Here is a 19779-nt window from a genome sequence, read left to right as displayed (position 1 = left end):
CCTGCACGCCGGCCGGCGCCATGCTGTTGGTGCGGCGCATTCATGGCGAGGACCTGTCGGGGCTGAATGCCGTCGTCATCGGCCGCTCCAATCTGTTCGGCAAGCCGATGGCGCAATTGCTGCTCAATGCCAATGCGACTGTCACGACGGCGCATTCGCGCACCAGGGATCTGGCATCTGTGGCTCGCGGCGCTGATATCCTGGTGGCCGCGGTCGGTCGGCCTGAGATGGTCAAGGCCGATTGGATCAAGCCGGGCGCAACGGTTATCGATGTCGGCATCAACCGCATTGCCGCACCGGAGCGCGGCGAGGGCAAGAGCCGGCTGGTCGGCGATGTTGCCTATGCGGAAGCCTCCGATGTCGCCGGCGCCATCACCCCGGTTCCGGGCGGTGTCGGGCCGATGACGATCGCCATGCTGATGGCCAATACCGTCATTGCCGCCCATCGGGCCGCCGGAAAGCAGCCGCCGAAGTTTTGAGGAAAATGCCTTCCGGGTGGCGACAAAAAACCACTCGGATCGGCTTGCCAAGACACGAAAGACGATTATAGTCAGGAAATAAATATTCCATAGAAGAAAATGAGGGAACGAAATGGCATTATCATGGCGTTTCTCCGCCTTGGCGGACCGGCACCGTGCTCTCGGATCGAAACTCGAAGACTGGAGCGGCATGGGAACCGCCTGGACCTATGAGAAGGACATGTCGGACGAGCATGTCGCGATCCGCACCAAGGCCGGCATTATGGATGTTTCCGGCCTCAAGAAGGTGCACCTGGTCGGCCCGCACGCCATCGCCGTGCTCGACTATATCACCACACGCGACATGTCGAAGATCTACCCCGGCCGCTCGGTCTATGCCGCGATGCTGAACGATCGCGGCTATTTCACCGACGACTGCATCGTCTATCGCACCGGACCGAATTCCTGGATGCTGGTGCATGGTTCGGGCTCCGGCCATGAGGAACTCGTCAAGCAGGCAGCAGGGCGCAACTGCGCCGTCCTCTTCGACGACGATCTGCATGATCTGTCGCTGCAGGGTCCGGTCGCTGTCGATTATCTCGCCAAATACGTGCCCGGCATCCGCGACCTCAAATATTTCCATCACATGCAGACGACGCTGTTCGGCGCGCCTGTGATGATCTCGCGCACCGGCTATACCGGCGAGCGCGGCTATGAAATCTTCGTGCGCGGACAGGACGCTCCCATGGTCTGGGACCGCATCGTCGCGGAAGGCGAGGAGATGGGGATCATTCCCTGCTGCTTCAGCGTTCTCGACATGCTGCGCGTCGAAAGCTATCTGCTTTTCTATCCCTATGATAACTCGCAGATGTATCCCTTCGCCGATCAGCCGCCCGGCGACAGCCTCTGGGAACTCGGCCTCGACTTTACCGTCAGCCCCGGCAAGACCGGCTTCAGGGGTGCCGAGGAACATGCGCGCCTCAAGGGCAAGGAGCGCTTCAAGATCTTCGGCATGCTCATCGATGCCGATGGCCCGGCCGATCTCGGCGACGAGGTCTTTGCCGATGGCAAGAAGGTCGGCGTCATTACCTGCCCGTGCTATTCCGCGCTGACGAAGAAATCCATGGCGATCGCCCGTCTCGACGTCGACAAGGCGGTTCAGGGCACGAAGCTCGAGGTGCGCGGCAAGAGCCTGAAGGCAAGTGCCATCGCTCACACGCTGCCCTTCGACGATCCGGAAAAGAAGAAGAGGACGGCCATCGGTTAGGAGGCGCTCATGCTTGTCGAAGGCATCAAGAGCCGACCGGTCTATAAAGGCCTCACCATCCAGCCGCACGCCCGGCGGCACATCTTCGCGCTGGAAGGCGAGGGGGCAAATGCTCTCCTCGACCAGATGGCCGCGCTTGACGACACGATCCTGTCGCGCAGCGAAATCCTCTATGTCGCGCGCGGCTCGCAGGGCAAGGGCCATGACGAAGCCTTGCGCAAGCTAGGCGCCGACATGTTCTTCACGGCGCCGACGATCGCAACGCTGCTCTTTCGCCTGAAAGGGTCGCTTTCGACCGCCCATATGGGCACGCGGCTTTATATTGCCGGCACCGAGGGCTTCATCGGCCAGGCGATGATGGTAGCGCTCGACTACGGCATGGACCATGCCTCGATCATCACGGAACATCGCGGCTCGCTGGCGCGTCGCGTGCAATGCGTCCATTGCAAGGGCATCACCGAGGATGTCACGCATAGTCCCTTCACCTGCAGCCATTGCGGGCTTCCGCTTCTGGTGCGTGATCATTATTCGCGCCGTCTCGGCGCCTTCCAGGGCGTCAATATCGATGCGGAAGAGCCCGGCAGTGCGCCCGATCCGGAGGAGTTGTTCCTGTGAGCGGTGGTACAGAAATTCCGGTCCGCGTTGCGAAGGTCACACCGGTCGCCGATCGCATCAAGCGTTTCCGCTTCGAGCGTCTCGACGGCAAGCCGATGCCTTACTTTTCCGGCGGCGCCCATGTGATCGTTTCGATGAACGACGAAGGACATATGCGGCGCAATGCCTATTCGCTGATGTCGCCGCCGCATGATTGTTCGGCCTATGAGATCAGCGTGCTGCGCGTCGAGGATTCGCGCGGTGGTTCCGCCTTTATGCATGAGAAGGTGAGCGAAGGCGACGAGCTCAAGGTCAGCTATCCGGTCAATCTCTTCCAGCCGGATTGGCGTGGCCGCAAGCATCTGCTGATTGCCGGTGGTATCGGCATCACGCCCTTCATTGCGATGATGCAGCAGTTTTCGCGCGAGGGCGCCAATTTCGAACTGCATTATGCCGTGCGCTCGGTGGATCGCGGTGCCTATTGCCGAGAACTTGTCGAACAATATGGCTCGCAGCGGGTGAAGATCTATTGTGACGCCGACGGCAATTTCATCCCCGTCGCCCGTCTCCTCGAAAGCCAGCCGCTCGGCACGCATCTCTATATCTGTGGCCCCTCGGGCATGATCGACGGTGTGCTGAAAACGGGTCTGGAGGCCGGCTGGCCCGAGCAGAACCTGCATTCCGAACGCTTCCTGTCCTCGCAACCCGGCAAGCCCTTCTCGATCGAGCTGACGCGCTCCGGCAAGACGGTTCATGTCGGCCATCACGAGAGCATGCTGGAGGCGATAGAGGCTGCCGGCGTCGACGCGCCTTTCCTCTGTCGCGGTGGTGCCTGCGGACAATGCGAGACTGGTGTTGCTGTCTGCGATGGCAAGCTTCTGCACCACGACGTCTATCTGACCGACGAAGAAAAGGCGTCCGGCCGAAAGGTGATGATCTGCGTTTCCCGTTTCGAGGGAAGCGCGCTGCATCTCGATCTTTAGGCACCGGACCGATACTCAGGAGAACGGACATGGCAATCGCCTTCAAGCAGGAAACCTTCCGGGACGATTTCAGCTATCGCAACAGTCCGGAAAACATCCGGCGCTTTCCGTTTCCTTTCGACCGCGACGAGTACATGTATTCCGTCAACATGGAACCGCATGTGAAGGGTCAGAAGAACACGATCTACGAAAGCCTGATCGACGTCGACGAGCACTACGTCGCCGAAATGCGCGACCGGGCGCTGGTTCTGAAGGAAGATCCGCTGCGCTATCAGGCGCTGCCGCACATGATGTCGGCGCAGTGGGATACGCTGGAACTGCTGATGGAAGAGCAGGCTGCCGGCTATCCCGAGCACTTTACGCTCACCAAGAACGGCGACCAGTGGCGCTGGATCAACCGGCCGCTCGGCATCGACGACACCTTCACCTTCGGCGATACATCCACGCTGCCCTACGAGCCCTTCGAATACATCACCCGCCAGGCACAGGGCGATTTCTGCATCGTCGACCAGCGGGACGGCAATCTCTGGATGGATGCCGGCATGGTCACGACCCAGGCCGACTGGTCGCTTGACTTCGACATCGGCATGAATTTCATGGAATGGCACGGACCGGTGCCGCTCGCCCACCAGATCGGCGTCTTCGACCGCGCTTTGAAGTTCCTCCTGAACCTGCAGCAGGGCAAGCCGACGCGCCGGTTCAACTGGACGATGACGATCAATCCCCGCCTCGACACCAGTCCCGAGAACTATCCGAAATGGGGACCGGACCGCACAACGGTGACACCGGAGAATGTCGGCGAGAAAGTGCATCTGCGCGTGGAATTGCAGAGCCTCTGGCGCCTGCCGCGTTCGAATGCCATCCTCTTCGTGATCCGCTGCTATCTGATGAACATGGACGAACTCGTGACGGTGCCAAAATGGGCACGCCGCTTCCCGCGCGTGCTGCGAACCTTGCCGCCGGAACTCATCGACTACAAGGGCCTGACACGCTTCCGCGAGACCACCATCGACTGGCTTTCGACCTATGACGACGGGGCGCCGACCAGCCCCGGCATCTTCCCGGATTGATCCCGTCCCAGTGCCAAACGACTGCATACGATAAGAATTTCGATACAATCGAGAAGGGGAATGCTTCATGACAAGAGTTGCCGTTATCGGCGCCGGTCCTTCGGGACTGGCCCAGTTGCGGGCCTTCCAATCGGCAGCGCAGAAAGGCGCTGAGATCCCGGAAGTCGTCTGCTACGAAAAACAGTCCGACTGGGGCGGGCTTTGGAATTACACCTGGCGCACCGGCCTGGACGAATATGGTGAACCCGTCCACGGCAGCATGTATCGATACCTATGGTCGAACGGCCCCAAGGAATGCCTGGAATTCGCCGACTATTCGTTCGAAGAGCATTTCGGCAAGCCCATCGCCTCCTATCCGCCGCGCGCCGTGCTCTGGGACTATATCAAGGGTCGCGTCGAGAAGGCCGATGTGCGCAAATGGGTGCGTTTCAGCACGCCCGTGCGCATGGTGCGTTTCGATGAGGAGACGAAGAAGTTCACGGTGACTGCGCATGACCGTGCCCAGGATCGCATGTATGACGAGGAATTCGATTACGTCGTGGTCGCGAGCGGCCACTTCTCGACGCCGAACGTCCCCTATTTCGAAGGGGTGAAGACCTTCAACGGCCGCGTGCTGCATGCCCACGACTTCCGCGATGCGCTGGAATTCAAGGGCAAGGACGTGTTGATCGTCGGCCGCAGCTATTCGGCCGAGGATATCGGCTCGCAATGCTGGAAATACGGCGCGAAATCGGTGACGACGAGCTACCGCTCTAAGCCGATGGGCTTCAAATGGCCTGATAATTTCGAGGAGCGGCCGCTGCTGACGCGGCTCGAGAACAAGACGGCCCATTTCCTCGACGGCTCCTCCAAGGAGGTCGATGCGCTGATCCTTTGCACTGGATACCAGCACCACTTCCCCTTCCTGCCGGACGATCTGCGCCTGAAGACGGCCAACCGTCTCTGGGCCGATCATCTCTACAAGGGCGTGATCTTCGACAAGAATCCGCAGCTATTCTACATCGGCATGCAGGACCAGTTCTACACCTTCAACATGTTCGACGTACAGGCCTGGTGGGCGCGCGACGTCATGATGGGCCGCATCAAGCTGCCGCCGGAAGAAGAGCTGCAGGCGAATTTCGACATGTGGCGCGCCCGCGAGGAAACGCTCGAGGATGCCGAACAGATGATCTGGTACCAGGGCGACTATGTGAAGGAGTTGCTCGCCGAGACCGATTATCCGAGTTTCGATATCGAAGGTACGAACAAGACCTTCATGGAATGGGAGCATCACAAGGCTGAGAACATCATGGGCTTCCGCGACCATGCTTATCGTTCGCTGATGACCGGCAATATGTCGCCCAAGCATCATACACCCTGGGTCGAAGCGCTTGATGACTCGATGGAAGAATATCTGCGCAACTGACGCGCCCGCCATATTCCCGCGTGACCGGCAAGGGAGGCTCAGCGCCGCCCTTGCTGGCGTATTTGAGTTGAGACGAAGCGATTTGATCAGCAACTTTTTCTTCGGGTACGGCCTCCATGGATTTCCAAACTAGCGTTCTTGGCCGCATGAGCGGCTTCCTTTATCGCTGCCGCGCTGACGAGAACTATACGATGTTGGAAATGACCGACGGCGTCGAACGCATCTTCGGTTATCCCGTCGACGAGATTATCGGCAACCGCACGCGAACCTTCACCTCCATCATGTACGAGGAGGATGTTCCACTCATGGACGAGGTTGTCGGCAAGGCGCTGGAAAGCCGCGCCGACTGGACGATGGAGTACCGGATACGCCATCGCGACGGTCATCTCATCTGGGTGACGGAGACCGGCGGCGGCGTATGGGACGAGGCCGGGGAATTGCTCTACTTGGAGGGCAGCATCATCAACATCGAGTCGCTCTATCAGCGTATCGACGAACAGACATCGGGCATGCGGGTTACGGCCTCCAAGACCAACGAAATCCTGCAGTCGTTGCGCTACCTGAAGCTGCTTGCGGTCAATGCCGGCATCGAGGCAGCGAGAGCCGGAACGGCGGGGTCGGGGTTTGCGGTGCTGGCGGCGGAGATGCGCACGCTCGCCAATTCCTCCGAGGAGGCAGCGCGGGCGATCTCGAATGCGCAGAGGAAAGCGGAGTAAAAACGCTTTATGAACGCGGTCGCGTCTTCTGCGGATCGTAATGCGACAGCGGCACGATCACAGCCGGAAGGCGCTTCTGGTGGCCGTCGAGCTTGCCGATCTCGACCTTGGTGCCGATGCCTGCGTGCAGGACATCGACGCGAGCAAGCGCGATCGTCTTGCCGAGGATCGGCGAGCGGGTCGCGCTGGTGATCACGCCGACCTGGGCACGGCCGATATGGATGCAGTCTCCATGTCCGACCGCTTCGTTGGCCTCGATGTCGAGACCGACCATCAGATGACGCGGATTTTCCTTTCGCCGTATCAGCGCCTCACGGCCAATGAAATCATCCTGCTTGGACTTCAGCGGCACGGTGAAGCCGATGCCGGCCTCGAAAGGATCGGTCTGGTCGGTGAATTCATGATGGGCGAAGATCAGGCCGGCCTCGATGCGGACCATATCCAGCGCCTCCAGCCCCATGGGCTTCAAGCCGTATGGCTCGCCGGCCTTCCAGACGGCGTCGAAAACGGTGGCCGCATCCTTCGGATGGCAGAAAATCTCATAGCCAAGTTCACCGGTATAGCCGGTGCGCGAGACGACGACCGGCGCGCCTTCGAAGTGACCGATGCGGCCCACAGTGAAACGGAACCATTCAAGTTCGCCGATCGCCGGTTGGCGTGGCGCCGTCCAGATGATCTCCTTCAGGATATCGCGGCTCTTCGGGCCTTGCAGCGCGATATTGTGCATCTGGTCGGTCGACGAGCGGACCCAGGCCTTGAACCCTTTTTTCTCAGCCTGCTCGCGCAACCAGATGCCGCTATAGTCATCGCCGCCGATCCAGCGGAAATTCTTATCGCCGAGACGGAAAAGCGTGCCGTCGTCGATCATGCCGCCATTTTCGTAGCACATGGCGGAGTAGACGACCTGGCCGGTCGATAGCTTGCGGACGTCGCGGGTCAGGCAATATTGCAGCAACTCTTCCGCATCCGGTCCGGTCACCTCGAACTTGCGCAGCGGCGAGAGGTCAATGACAACGGCTCTCTCGCGGCAAGCCCAATATTCCTCGACAGGTCCCTCCGAAGAGAAGCGGTTCGGCAGCCAGAAGCCGCGATACTCGGTGTAATCCCGCGTCAGTGCGGAGAGGCGGGGGTGAAACGCGGTTTCCCGCGTGAGTTCGGCGTCAGCGTCAGGGGTCATGCGATAGGCTACCGCTCGTGTGAATTTTTCTTTGCCGGAAAAGGTGCGGACATGGATATCGGTCGGGTCCCAGCCATTGGCCGCGTCGATATCGTCCGGACAGGAGGAGGAGACGCAGACGAGATCGGTCAGCGCCCGCATCAGTACATAGTCGCCCGGTCGCGACCAGGGTTCGTCGAGATAGAGCTGATTATTGTGGTCGATATTGGTGTTGTAGAAGTAGTTGAGCGCCTCCCAGCCCTTGCGGCCGGCGATGCCGTAAGACGCGAGCACTGCGTTGAAATTGTCGGTGCAGTTCACGTGGCCGGGATAGCCCATATCGTCGTAGTAACGTGAATTGCAGGCGGTGGCGAAGGCATCGTGGCGACCGACCGTATCCTGGACGATTTCTATAAGCGGCTCGAAATCCCGGTCGAAGGCCTTGGAGGGCAGGCCGGGCGTCGGATAGCTGCGGCCGAGCAGGGTGCGCGTGACGGTGGAATCGAGCGCGAGATCCAGCCCCTTATCCACCTTGCGGGCAGCAAACGCCTGAAAGTCGGTGCACTGCCGCCCATAGACGTCGATGATCTGGATGAATTCGCCGGCGCGAACGAAATAGGCGGAGGCTGTGGCCGCCTTGATGCGGATATCCTCGATCGGATCGGCCAGGGGTTCGGGCAGGGCGGAGGCATAGTCGCGGAGGATCGTCGCGCGCCGGATCCTGATCTCCACCGGCGTTGCCGTATCCTGTGCCTCCGGCGACATGGCCGCGCCCGGGGCGCAGGCGATGAGCAGACCTTTCAGAGCGATGGTGAATTCAGCCGTGCTGCCGGGCGGTGAGGTTTCTCCGAAGATGCTGAGAGCGCCGGCCGACGCGAGATCGGCACCGCGGCGCTCGAGCGCCGCGCGCACGCGCGAAGCGCTTGCGTCTTTGGAGGACAGGATAGACTTCAATCCTTCGGCGGCACCGGTGAAGGCGGCACCCAATCCGGCGGACTGGAAGCGGCCCTTCTCATCGAGGAATGACAGCTCGCAGGTCTGGCCGCCTTCGCAGTCGGTCAGCGTGATTCGAACGCCCGCCTCGACACGCACGACGAGTGTGCCGCCGCCCTTACAGCGATAGCGTTCGGTGTCAGACGGCAGCGCCGGAATGCCCGGATAACGGACAATGCTCGCCGAAACGGGCCGTATCCCGGCGATCGGCGGATGGAGTTCTCGCATGTGGCCCTCTCGGGAAAACGAGGTGCGTTACGGCACCGGAATCATGCTGACAAAATGCCATCGGAAAGTAAAGGGATATTGACTAGAAAGAAAATATCTTCACTATGTATAAAGGCTTGGTAATTGGAAATCCGCGCACAGACGCGGCTCGCGAAAACCTCCAGCAAGCCAAAAATGCCATGGGAGGCACGTTCGGGGAGACGTAGGAGAGATACGTCCGGAACAAAGATGGGGAACATCACCAATGACGGATATTGTGGACGCCGGCGCTTCTGTCGGCACCGAAGGTAAGCTTATACGCGCGCTCGATTGGAAGGGCGCGTTCTGGGTGGCTGCGGGCGTGCCGCCGCTCGTTCTCTTCTCCATCGGCGGTATCGCCGGCACGACGGGCAAGCTTGCCTTCGTCGTCTGGATCATCTCGATGATCATGGGGTTCCTGCAATCCTTCACCTATGCGGAAATCGCCGGCATGTTCGGCAACAAGTCCGGTGGTGCTTCGGTCTACGGCGCAACCGCCTGGCTGCGTTATTCGAAGTTCATCGCGCCGCTTTCCGTCTGGTGCAACTGGTTCGCCTGGTCGCCGGTGCTATCGCTCGGCTGCGCCATCGCCGCGGGCTATATTCTCAATGCCTTCTACCCGATCCCGGCGGCAGATTCGCAGGCCGTGCTCAGCTGGATCAGCGCCCATGCAACATCCATTACGGCCGATAGCCCGCGGATTGCCGAATATATTGCGGCTCACGCCGGCACGTCGCCGCAGGATGCCGTAACAGCGCTGCTAAGCGCCGATGGCGTTGCCGCGCTGACGCCTGCCGTTCGCAACTGGTCTCTCGTCAGCTTCAACATTCCCTTCCTCGCAACGGCCAACATCAATGCTACTTTCTTCATCGGCGGTATCCTGATGCTGATCATTTTCGCGATCCAGCATCGAGGCATCTCCGAGACGGCAAGCGTGCAGAAGTGGCTGGCGATCATCGTTCTCGTGCCGTTGCTGATCATCGGTGTCTATCCGATCGTCAGCGGCCAGATTCTCTCCACCAACGTCACCGGCCTCGTGCCGCCGACGGCGGCCTATGCCGCGACCGATGGCACCTGGAGCAATGGCGGCTGGACGCTCTTCCTCGGCGGCCTCTATATCGCGGCCTGGTCGACCTACGGCTTCGAAACGGCCGTCTGCTATACGCGTGAGCTCAAGAACCCGAAGACGGATACATTCAAGGCGATCTTCTATTCCGGTCTTGCCTGCTGCGTCTTCTTCTTCCTCGTGCCCTTCGCCTTTCAGGGTGTGCTCGGCCATTCCGGCATGCTGGCGCCCGGCATCGTCGATGGCACGGGTGTCGGCGAAGCGCTCGGTGGCCTGATCGGCGCGGGCCGTATCGTCACACAGCTGCTCGTCATCCTGATGATCATGGCGCTCTTCCTTGCCATCATGACCGCCATGGCCGGTTCGTCGCGCACGCTCTATCAGGGCTCGAAGGATGGCTGGCTACCGAAATATCTCGACCACGTGAACGAGAATGGCGCGCCGACCAGAGCGATGTGGACGGACTTCGCCTTCAACCTCGCCCTTCTCGCCATAGCGTCGGATACCAGCGGCTATTTCTTCGTGCTCGCCGTCTCCAACGTCGGATACATCATCTTCAACTTCCTCAATCTCAACTCCGGTTGGATCCATCGCATGGATTCCGGCCATATCGAGCGTCCCTGGAAGGCACCGGCCTGGCTCATCGGCCTCAACACCGTTCTTGCCTTCGTCAATGCGCTCTTCCTCGGTGCCGGCGCCAAGGTCTGGGGCTATGCGAACGCACTCTGGATCGGCTTTGCGTTCGCCGCGTTGATCCTGCCGGTTTTCGCCTACAGGCACTATGTGCGCGATGGCGGCAAGTTCCCGGCCGGCGCCATGGATGATCTGGGTCTTGTCGGTCAGGATCTCGGCGTGAAAAAAGCGGGTATTCTGCCTTACCTAGCGTTGATCGGCGGTCTCGCTATCGTACTGATAGCCAACTGGGTATTCCAGCTGCCGGCATAATAAAGAGCCTGATGATATCGACGGTCCCCGCTGTGTGAGCCACGGCGGGGATTTGCTTTTACTATTTCCCGTTGGCGTTATTCCTCTGCCGTCGCGAGGATCGGTACGCCATAATATTTGGCGCAGGCGTAATGCAAGCAATCGCCGAGATTGAGCCCATGACGTTCAGAGCGATAGCGGTGCGCCGCCGCAAGCGCTAGACGGGTTGTTTCCCGCGCCGGCGGCAGATCACAGATTTCAATACCGCGCTCGTCCATGAATTCCAGAAGCAGGGACTCTACTGCTTCCACCGAGAGATCGAATTTATCCGGACGGGCAAGGCCAAGCGCTGCTTCCAGCACGGCGATCGGCGAGGTCATAGGGTTTTTAGCCGATGCGATCGCCTCCTTCGTAGCGATAACGATCGCTTCGGAAATGGCGACGCCAGCCATGTGCGCAAACTTGCGCGTTAGCGCATCCGCCTCCGGATCATTGACGTTAGTGGCCACGGCCACCATCCATGCAGATGGACTTTGATTTCAATGTAGATTATGCGCGCACTCGTTTCCAAGAGTCCATGCCAATCACGGCCCTCAAAGCGGACTTGACTGCCCTACCTATGCGCGGAAAGCACCGCCCCGCGGGAGAGATACCCCATCGTTTCGCCACTCTCTGCCCTGACATCAAGACCGGGCAGATCCCCTGCCAGGATCAGCGCCAGCGCATCATGAAGACTGGCGTCGGGCTTGATGGATACGGCGGAAGCCTGAGGCGCGGGCGGTGCCATGACGCTCGCGACCGCAATCAGGCGCAGGCGCTTGATCGCCCTGTCCGGACCGAGGAAACTCTCGACGAACTCGTTGGCCGGCCGCGCCAGGATCGCTTCCGGCGTATCATATTGCAGCAGGCGTCCATCGCGCATGATGGCGATGCGGTCGCCCATCTTGATCGCCTCGTCGATATCGTGGGTGACGATGACGACCGTCTTGCTGACCTTTTTCAGGATCTGCCGGAACTCGTCCTGCAGACGCACGCGGGTAATCGGATCGATCGCGCCGAAGGGCTCGTCCATCAGCATGATGGCGGGATCGGCAGCCAGTGCCCGGGCAAAGCCGACGCGCTGGCGCTGGCCGCCGGAAAGCTCATGCGGCAGGCGCCTGCGCATAATCGAGGGATCGAGGCCGACCAGTTCGAGAAGTTCGTCGATGCGGCGGTCCGTCCTTGCCTTGTCCCAGCCGAGCAGGCGCGGGACGGTCGCGACGTTGCGCTCGATCGTCATATGCGGGAACAGGCCGACCTGCTGGATGACATAGCCGATGCTGCGGCGAAGCTCCTTCGGATCGGTCGCGGCCACGTCGCGATCATTGACCAGCACGCGGCCGGCGGTCGGTGTTTCCAACCTGTTGATCATGCGCATGGTGGTGGTCTTGCCGCAGCCGGAAGGGCCGATCAACGCGACGGTCGTGCCCGTTTCGATGATGAGATCGAGACCGTCGACGGCGTGGCGCCCGCTTCCCTCGTAGTTCTTCGTGACCTTGTCCAGTCTGATCATATCAAGCGCCCTTTGCAGTCATCGTCTTTGAGTGAAAAATCGCTCGAGCCGTACAAAGACGAGTTCGGCCGCGATGGCGAGAAGCGCGATCGGAAGGGCGCCGACCAGAAGGCGCGGCATGTTCATGATGGCGATGCCGGCATTGATGAAATCACCGAGCCCGCCACCGCCGATGAAGGAGGCGAGTGCCGCACCGCCGATCACCTGAATGGCGCTGGTGCGCACGCCGGTAAGGATCGAAGGCACCGACAGCGGAAACTCGATCTGCCAGAGAATATTGCGTCGCCCCATGCCCATGCCGTTGGCGGCATCGAGAAGCGCCGGGTCGATTTCCCTTATGCCGATGATGGTGTTGAGCAGCAGCGGCGGTATCGCCAGCACGATCAGCGCGATGACCGAGGGCAAAAGCCCGATGCCGAGAAAGGGCATCGCCGCCGACAGAATGGCAAGACTCGGAATGGAACGCAGCGAGCCGGCGATATTGACGGCGACGAAGGCGGCGCGCGGCGCCCGCGCGACGAGAAAGCCGAGCGGTATCGCAATGACGAGGGCAATGCCGAGCGATATGGCGCACATCAGCACATGGCGGTTAAAGGCGCTGAAGAAGGTGTTCTGGTTCTGGGAAATCCAGTTGATGGCATCGATCAGCATCATGCCGCCTGCCTTCCGTTGCGGCGGCGCAGGTATTTTTCGAGTGACGCGAAAAGGTAATCGGCAAAAAGCGCCAATGCCGAAGTGAGCAGGCCGCCTGCAAGAATCTTTTCCGGAAAGCGCTGGTCGATACCCTCGAAGATGATGACGCCGAGACCGCCGGCATTGATGTAGGCGGCCACAGTGGCGATACCGATGACTGTTACGATCGCAATGCGAATGCCGCCAACGACGAAGGGCATGGCGAGCGGCAACTCTATCTCCCAGATGCGCCTTGGCGTGCCATATCCCATGCCGTTGGCCGCATCGAGCACGTCGCGCGGAATGGCCTGAAAGCCGAGCCCGATATTGCGAATGAGGATCATCAACGAATAGGCGGCAAGGCCGGTGATGGCGGGCGCGGCGCCGATGCCGAGCACGGGGATGAGGAGAGCAAAAAGCGCGAGGCTCGGGACGGCGAACAGAACACCGGTCACGATGACGATGGCACCGAAGGTTCGCGGCCTGCGCGCGGCCCATATGCCGACGATCAGGGAGATCACCAGAGCAATCCCGACTGAGGACAAGACGAGGTAGAGATGTTCCAGCAGGGCCTCGGCCAAACGGCCGAAATTCTTCGGAACCCACTTCATGGGCGAGCTCCCTCGCGGCGGCAACAAGTGTATCGGAGCTTCACCATGCCCCTCCGAGAGCTACGTCGATAGCGCGGGCTCTTGCCGGAAGCTGCTCATAGGCCGCGATATCCGGCTCGGCGAAGGCGGCAAGGCCGAGCGAGCGGAGAATATCCCGCCCTTCCGGGTTTCGATGCGCACCAAGAAGTGCGCCTTGAAGCGCGGCGATCGTCTCGGGAGACTGTTGCCTGGCGGCGACGAGAAGCGGGAAGGGCGCAGGCCTTGTCGTTGCAACGACCCGCAGCGGCGCGATCATGTCGGGTTCGTGCATCTCAAGCAGCTGATAGGCATAGGCGTCGATCGCTCCGACATCGATCGTACCCGCGCCGATCGCCTCGACCACGCCGCGCGGATTGAGGAGCGGGCCGACGGTCTCGCGCACCGAACGTCCGTTCCCAAGCGCGGCGACGAACTCTCGTGGTGCGTTATAGCCGGACTGCGAGTCCCGCACGGTCCAGCCCCAGCGCACGGCCGAAAGGTCAGATTCCGTGAGCGGTTTGTCGTGAGCGGCGACGATATGGCTTGCATAGACCGGCCGCTCTTCTCCCCAATCCGCCAGGGAAACAGGTGCTGCCAGCGGCATGGGACGCTCAGCGGCTGCGAGCCTTGAAAACGGAAAGCCGCACATGAAGACGGCGCCCATGTCCGGCCGTGCCCATAGCGCCGACAACGGCGCAGGCGCCGCATGGGCGATGACCTCAAGATCGACGCCGGAGTGGCTGGAAAGCCAGCCAAACAGGCGATCCCACAGCCCGGATATTTTCGGACTGAGATTGTACATTCGCGAGCAGGCAATGGCTGAAGAAGGGCGTGTCATGGCAGTCACGCAAAACGAAGGCGCTGGCCGATGTTCATCCGCTTGGCTTTGTCGACCATCGCGGCACCCAGCGCGACATCGGTGGTGCTGAGGCCACGATGCCAGAAGAGAATGGTTTCGTCGTCGCTTTCGCGACCGGACTTGGCGCCGCAGACGATCTGGCCAATCTCGGCATGCAGCGTCTCGGCCGTCACCTTGCCTTCATCGACATGGCGGCGCAGCGCGCCGAACGGACGGCCGGGGCCGCACTGGCCCCAATCGTCGACCACGACCTTGTCCATGATGTCGGTCAAGTCGAATTCGAGTGCGCTCATCGTGCCGTAGGGGACGACGAAGGCGCCCTTCTTCACCCAGGCAGTCTTGAAGAGCGGCGTCGGCTCGGGCAGGCGACTTGCCTCGATCATGATGTCGGCACCCTTGAGGCAGTCTTCCCAGTTGTCCGTGACGATGATCTTCTTACCGAGGTCCTTCTCCAGTCGTGCGGCGAAAGCATCGCGGCTTTCCGGGCGGCGCGAATGCACGCGGATCTCGTCGAAATCGAAGAGGTGATCGAGCAGGCGGACATTCCAATAGGAGGTGCCGCGCGCGCCGATATGGCCGAGTATCTTGCTGTCCTTGCGGGCGAGATGGCGAGCGCCGATGGCCGTGACGGCACCCGTGCGCATATCGGTGATTGCAGTCGCGTCGATAATCGCCTTCGGCACCCCGGTGCGCGGATCGAACAGGTTGAGCACGGCCAGTTCCGAGGGCAGGCCCTGCTTGTAATTGTCGACGAAATCGCCGACGACTTTGACGCCCGCGTAATCGAGCGGCTTCACATAGCCGCGCAACACATTGAAGTGGCCCTTGTCGGAGCTCTCGGGAACGAGGTGGACACGAGGCTTGATCACCGTCTCACCGCGTCCCTGCGCATCGAGCGCCTTGGTCACGGCGTCAAGAATTTCATCGTTGGAAAGCGCCAGGGCTTTCGTATCGATGGCGTTCAGATAGTCGATCCAGATTTCCTGCATTGCCGTTCTCCAGGCCAGTTGCCGGCTGCGCCGGGTTATCGAGGGGTGCAGGCCGCGCGGGTCTGCGGAAAGCGAAGCGGCAGGTACGAACCAGCCTGCCGCTTCGATGATCATCAGGGCAGCAAGCCCTTTTCCTTCAGGAATGCCTCTGCGACATCCTTGGGCTCTTCGTGATCGGTCTCGACCTTGGCGTTGAGGACGCGCATGGTTGCGTTGTCGAGATGGGATCCGAGCGGTTCCAGCACGTCCTTCAGCTTGGGATTTGCGTCCAGAACTTGTTGGCGAACGACCGGGGCGACATAGTAGGGCGGAAAGAGGCCCTTGTCGTCGTCAAGTGCCGTGAGGCCCTGGGCGCCGATCTGCCAGTCGGTGGCGGCACCATTGGCGACGTCGATATCCTTTTGCGAAAGCGCGTCATAGCGCAGGCCAAGCTTGGCGAATTGCTTGAACTCCTTGAATTCCGCATTGTAGACGCGCTTCAGGCCGGGCAGGCCGTCGGCACGATCGGGAAATTCAGCGCCGCCGCCGAAGACGAGCGTATTTGCCACTTTAGCAAGATCGGACAAGCTCTTGAGATTATTGGCATCCGCAGTTTCGTTGCGGACGACGATCACATAGCCGTTGTTGATGCCGGTGGGCTTCAGCCAGGTGAGATTATAGTTCTTGGCGTAGAAGTCCTTGACCTCGTTATAGACCTTGTCCGGATCGGTGGACATGGTTCCCTTGACGACGGAGGAGAGCGCTGTGCCCGTATACTCCGGATAAAGATCGATCTGGCCCGTGGTCAGGGCCTGATGGGCGATCAGCGTGCCGCCGAGATTGATCTTTCGCTCGACCTGGAAGCCCGCTTTCTCAAGCAGTGCCGCATACATTTCGGCAAGAATATATTGCTCGGTGAAGTTCTTGCTGCCGACCTTGATCGGCTCGGCTGCGGCGGGTCTGACTGCGGAGGCAACCATCACGGCGGCGGCTATGGTGGACAGGATCGATAGTCTCATTTTTCCCTCTGGATTCGTTGGTCTATATTCAAATCGGTTGCGGCCTTTTGGCTCTTTGTCATTGATGAAGGGCGATGCCCTCCTTCTGAGGGGTGCTTCCTATGAATTCCGATAGTCTCAGGAAATCCGGCCCCTGGGCGCGGTCCTCGTCGAGCGGCGGCACAAGCTCGCGGACCTGCCGATAGGCCTGCTGCGTACCCGCGCCCAGTTCCCCCTGCACGCCACGCAGCTCGATGGCCTGCGCCGACGCGATGAGCTCGATGGCAACGAGATAGCGCAGCCGCTCGATGATGGCTTCCGTCTTCGTCAGAACGCTCGGTGCCATCGATGCCTGATCTTCGACGCCATCGGCCACCGGGATCGGCGTGAGCGAGATCGGCGCGGCGAGATGGCGTATCTCGGCTTCGAGCGCCGAGACGGTTTTCTGCACCGTGGCGAAACCGGTGCGGCTCTGGCCGAACGGCGTGAGGAACCGTGGCAGCTCGGACATGGCAGCCGACATGATCTTCATGGTTCGGTAGGCCGTCGCGGCCGCGCAATGCGCCAGCGCCTGGCCGAGGCGCTCCCAGGCCAACACGAAGGCGGTCATGTCGAAATTGCCGTGCGACAGGATGAGACCTTCGTCGGTGAGCACGACCGGATTGTCACCTGAACTGGCAATTTCGATCTCGGTCACCTCACGGGCTTCGCCGATTGCATGAAGAAGCGCGCCCCAGACCTGAGGGGCGCAACGATAGCTTAGGGGATCCTGCAGGCGTCGCGCCGCGCCTTCGACAAGCAGCGAGCTTCCGGAAAGCAGGTCGCGCAGCCTGGCTGCGGCCGCGCGTTGGCCGAAAGCCGGCCTTGCCGCCATTGCCCGGTCGTCGAAGGCAGTGACATTGGCGCGGAATGCTTCGAAATTCAGCGCCACGGCCGCAAGCGACCAGTCGAACAGCCGCTCGACATCCTCCAGGCAGAGGCAGGCCTTGCCGACCGACAGGCTGTTGGCGACGACGAGGGCGTGGCCGTCCTTCGGCGCGATGAGCAGCGGTTCCAGCCCGGCCTTTTTAAGCGCTTCTCCGGCCGCCATCACGACGCCACCGACTTCAGCTTCGCCGTCCCCCAACAGCGCCCGGCCCATATGCGCCAACGGTGCAAGATCGGCGGCGCCGATCGAGCCGAGAGAGGGGACGACCGGATGGAAGCCTGCATTCAGCGCAGCGACAAGACCGCAGAACACCGGCAGCGAGACACCCGAGCCGCCGGCTGCCATGCCGGCGACCCGCACCGCCATCATTGCCCGCACGGCCTCGCGTGGCAGTGCCGCCCCAACACCGACCGCACGCGCCAGCGGTACGCGCATCTGGAAGGCGATGAGATCATCCGTGGCAAGTTTGGTATCGACACCGGCGCCGAGCCCGGTCGTCAGGCCGTAGACCGGCAGATCGGCCGCCACATAGCGGTCGACGACAGTGCGCGCGGCGCGAATCTTCTCTTCGACATCAGGTGAGATCGCGATCCTGGCATTACGGCGCGCGATGGCGACAATGTCGCTCACCGCCGGGGGAGTGCCGGCGAAGGATACGATGCTGCCGGTCTTGCTCATTCCTGCTTGCCTCCGAGAAGTGCGATGGGTTTCCTGCGATCTTTGCCGGAGCGGGCCTCCAGCCGATACTTGTCGCCGGGATAGGTGAGCAGCGCACAGGTCACGACGGCGTCGCCGGACCAGGTCCGGCGGAAGACGCGCAGGCAGGGCTGGTCAGGCTTGACGCCCAGCAGCTTTCTGACCGCGGCGTCGGGCTTGATAGCTTCGACGAAATGCTCGAATTCGGTGATCGGTGCGACGCGCGTCAGATATTCGTTCGGGGTAATCGAGCGGAAATCATTGGCAAGATAATCCGGCGCGACGATCGGATTGACATAGCGTTCCTCGACCTGAATCGGCTGGTTGTCTTCCAGATGCACGATGAGGGTGTGCATGACTTCGATGCCGGGCTTAAGATCGAGCGACTGCGCCACATTCGCATCCGCCTTGATGCGGTCGGCGATCAGTACATTGGTGGCGTGGCGGTGGCCCCGGCCGGAGATTTCGTCAGCGATGTTCTTGATCTGCAGCAGGTCGATATCGTGACGCTGCGAGGACACAAAGGTTCCAAGACCGGCGGAGCGTGTCAGCACGCCTTCGAACATCAGCTCGCGCAAAGCGCGATTGGCGGTCATGCGGCTGACGCCGAAAGAGGATACCAGTTCGCTTTCGGAAAAGACGCGGTCGCCGGGCTTGAACTTGCCTTCGGCAATCAAACCCATGATCCGTTCCTTGATCCGCAGATAATGCGGCGCGTCGCCAGGCGGTTTTGGCTTGGGTCCCGTCATGACAGCCTCGCATTTCCATAGTCGAGCGCCGTCACCCCGCGCTCCGGCACACGTGCCCGGAAATAAACCTCGCGATCTTCGTGCCAGATATCGACCTCCAGCCTGTCGCCGGGAAATACCACTGATGTAAAGCGAGCGGCGATGAAGCCCACATCCGCGATACCCTCGGCCCCCAGCGTGCGGCCAATGGCGTAGCCCGCATAACCGAAGGTGCAGAGGCCATGAAGGATCGGACGCGGGAACCCGGCTTGGGCGGCATAGGCTGGATCGACGTGGAGAGCGTTGAGATCGCCGTTCAGACGATAGAGAAGGGCCGCGTCCCGCGGGACCCTGATCGCAAACATCGCATCGGCGACGCGCTCCGGAACAGGCATTAGCGGGTCAAGCGGCACTCCTGCCGATCCGCATCCGCCATCGCCCCGGCAAGCATTCGTCTGAACGATGCTTGCGATGGGTGTCTCCTCGGGCAATGTCACGATCGACCGCTCGAAGGTCGCGAACATGCCCTTATCAACACCGCGATCAACGATCGAGAGCATGCGCGATCGCGAGAGCAGGGGCCCATCGAGGGGCAGGGGGCGATGGATCGTCAGCCGCTGCTCGGCATGGACCAGCCGCTGCCAGTTGACACCCGCATCCTGCATCCACGGACCGGCATGGGCGACCACATTTGCCAAGGTCGGCACTACCAAGAGATCCCGTTCCAGCACCCGGCGCAAATGCGCCGTGTCGAGCGGTTCTGTTCCGTATCCGACTGAGAGAGCATAGAGGATGGCATCACGCGCGCTCACCGTCTGCCGCGCCTCGGGGATCGGAAACTCCATCAACGATCGAGCGGATATCGCCATGA

The 19779-nt window shown here is 61.1% G+C and carries 18 protein-coding genes and 1 pseudogene; 8 read left to right on the top strand and 11 right to left on the bottom strand.

The window, feature by feature from the left end; translation table 11 throughout:
- From GA0061101_RS33630 to GA0061101_RS40845, 7 genes and pseudogenes are all read left to right on the top strand, one after another.
- Window positions 1-479 (top strand): annotated as a pseudogene (locus GA0061101_RS33630) (bifunctional methylenetetrahydrofolate dehydrogenase/methenyltetrahydrofolate cyclohydrolase); the annotation flags it as partial.
- A 112-nt stretch (window positions 480-591) separates the two neighbouring features.
- Complete coding sequence (locus GA0061101_RS33625) at window positions 592-1725, top strand: aminomethyl transferase family protein (protein WP_037200182.1); 1134 nt, start codon at window positions 592-594, stop codon at window positions 1723-1725.
- Between the two features lie 9 nt (window positions 1726-1734).
- Window positions 1735-2340, top strand: a complete 606-nt coding sequence (locus GA0061101_RS33620; protein ID WP_037200183.1) for a dimethylamine monooxygenase subunit DmmA family protein — start codon at window positions 1735-1737, stop codon at window positions 2338-2340.
- Complete coding sequence (locus tag GA0061101_RS33615; RefSeq protein ID WP_037200184.1) at window positions 2337-3302, top strand: PDR/VanB family oxidoreductase; 966 nt, start codon at window positions 2337-2339, stop codon at window positions 3300-3302. Before GA0061101_RS33620 ends, GA0061101_RS33615 begins: the two co-directional genes overlap by 4 nt.
- A 29-nt stretch (window positions 3303-3331) precedes the next feature.
- Complete coding sequence (locus tag GA0061101_RS33610; protein WP_037200185.1) at window positions 3332-4372, top strand: heme-dependent oxidative N-demethylase family protein; 1041 nt, start codon at window positions 3332-3334, stop codon at window positions 4370-4372.
- Window positions 4373-4439: 67 nt separating this feature from the next.
- Window positions 4440-5777 carry an NAD(P)-binding domain-containing protein gene (locus GA0061101_RS33605; RefSeq protein ID WP_037200186.1) on the top strand — a complete coding sequence of 446 codons (1338 nt, stop codon included), beginning with the start codon at window positions 4440-4442 and terminating at the stop codon, window positions 5775-5777.
- Between the two features lie 116 nt (window positions 5778-5893).
- Window positions 5894-6493, top strand: coding sequence for a methyl-accepting chemotaxis protein (locus tag GA0061101_RS40845; protein ID WP_037200188.1), 600 nt, complete (start codon window positions 5894-5896; stop codon window positions 6491-6493).
- A 7-nt stretch (window positions 6494-6500) separates the two neighbouring features.
- Here the strand turns inward: GA0061101_RS40845 and GA0061101_RS33595 are convergent, their stop codons facing one another.
- Entirely contained in the window at window positions 6501-8870 is a 2370-nt protein-coding gene (locus GA0061101_RS33595; RefSeq protein ID WP_037200190.1) for a trimethylamine N-oxide demethylase, read from the bottom strand.
- A 244-nt stretch (window positions 8871-9114) separates the two neighbouring features.
- Here GA0061101_RS33595 and GA0061101_RS33590 point away from each other — a divergent pair, with 244 nt between their 5' ends.
- A complete protein-coding gene (locus GA0061101_RS33590) occupies window positions 9115-10899 on the top strand; it encodes a trimethylamine N-oxide permease (protein WP_037200191.1) in 1785 nt (594 codons plus the stop codon).
- 77 nt (window positions 10900-10976) lie between these two features.
- On the opposite strand, the gene GA0061101_RS33585 is transcribed toward GA0061101_RS33590, so the two are convergent.
- The 10 genes from GA0061101_RS33585 to GA0061101_RS33540 all read right to left on the bottom strand — a co-directional run bounded on the left by GA0061101_RS33585 (window position 10977) and on the right by GA0061101_RS33540 (window position 19777).
- Window positions 10977-11387 carry a type II toxin-antitoxin system VapB family antitoxin gene (locus GA0061101_RS33585; RefSeq protein WP_245297624.1) on the bottom strand — a complete coding sequence of 137 codons (411 nt, stop codon included), beginning with the start codon at window positions 11385-11387 and terminating at the stop codon, window positions 10977-10979.
- A 104-nt stretch (window positions 11388-11491) separates the two neighbouring features.
- Window positions 11492-12430 (bottom strand): ABC transporter ATP-binding protein, encoded by a 939-nt coding sequence (locus tag GA0061101_RS33580; protein WP_037200193.1) that lies wholly within the window; start codon window positions 12428-12430, stop codon window positions 11492-11494.
- Between the two features lie 18 nt (window positions 12431-12448).
- The gene (locus GA0061101_RS33575; RefSeq protein WP_037200195.1) at window positions 12449-13084 is read right to left on the bottom strand and encodes an ABC transporter permease; all 636 of its coding nucleotides are present in this window, start codon (window positions 13082-13084) and stop codon (window positions 12449-12451) included.
- Window positions 13081-13713 carry an ABC transporter permease gene (locus tag GA0061101_RS33570; RefSeq protein WP_037200197.1) on the bottom strand — a complete coding sequence of 211 codons (633 nt, stop codon included), beginning with the start codon at window positions 13711-13713 and terminating at the stop codon, window positions 13081-13083. Before GA0061101_RS33570 ends, GA0061101_RS33575 begins: the two co-directional genes overlap by 4 nt.
- Window positions 13714-13753: 40 nt before the next feature.
- Entirely contained in the window at window positions 13754-14533 is a 780-nt protein-coding gene (locus GA0061101_RS33565) for a phosphate/phosphite/phosphonate ABC transporter substrate-binding protein (RefSeq protein ID WP_037200199.1), read from the bottom strand.
- Window positions 14534-14574: 41 nt separating this feature from the next.
- Entirely contained in the window at window positions 14575-15579 is a 1005-nt protein-coding gene (locus tag GA0061101_RS33560) for an ornithine cyclodeaminase family protein (RefSeq protein WP_037200266.1), read from the bottom strand.
- A gap of 113 nt (window positions 15580-15692) precedes the next feature.
- Complete coding sequence (locus tag GA0061101_RS33555; protein ID WP_376774289.1) at window positions 15693-16538, bottom strand: glycine betaine ABC transporter substrate-binding protein; 846 nt, start codon at window positions 16536-16538, stop codon at window positions 15693-15695.
- 97 nt (window positions 16539-16635) lie between these two features.
- On the bottom strand, window positions 16636-18162 hold the full coding sequence (locus tag GA0061101_RS33550; RefSeq protein ID WP_037200203.1) for an HAL/PAL/TAL family ammonia-lyase: 1527 nt from the start codon (window positions 18160-18162) through the stop codon (window positions 16636-16638).
- The gene (hutC, locus tag GA0061101_RS33545) at window positions 18159-18929 is read right to left on the bottom strand and encodes a histidine utilization transcriptional repressor HutC (RefSeq protein ID WP_037200205.1); all 771 of its coding nucleotides are present in this window, start codon (window positions 18927-18929) and stop codon (window positions 18159-18161) included. The genes GA0061101_RS33550 and hutC overlap by 4 nt, the downstream gene beginning before the upstream one ends.
- On the bottom strand, window positions 18926-19777 hold the full coding sequence (locus GA0061101_RS33540) for a MaoC/PaaZ C-terminal domain-containing protein (RefSeq protein WP_037200207.1): 852 nt from the start codon (window positions 19775-19777) through the stop codon (window positions 18926-18928). The genes hutC and GA0061101_RS33540 overlap by 4 nt, the downstream gene beginning before the upstream one ends.
- Window positions 19778-19779 lie beyond the last annotated feature (2 nt).

It is taken from the genome of Martinezella lusitana (assembly GCF_900094565.1).
Lineage (GTDB): Bacteria > Pseudomonadota > Alphaproteobacteria > Rhizobiales > Rhizobiaceae > Rhizobium > Rhizobium lusitanum.
The sequence above is the reverse complement of the archived record's forward strand: the minus strand, read 5'-3'. Positions and strand labels throughout refer to the sequence as shown.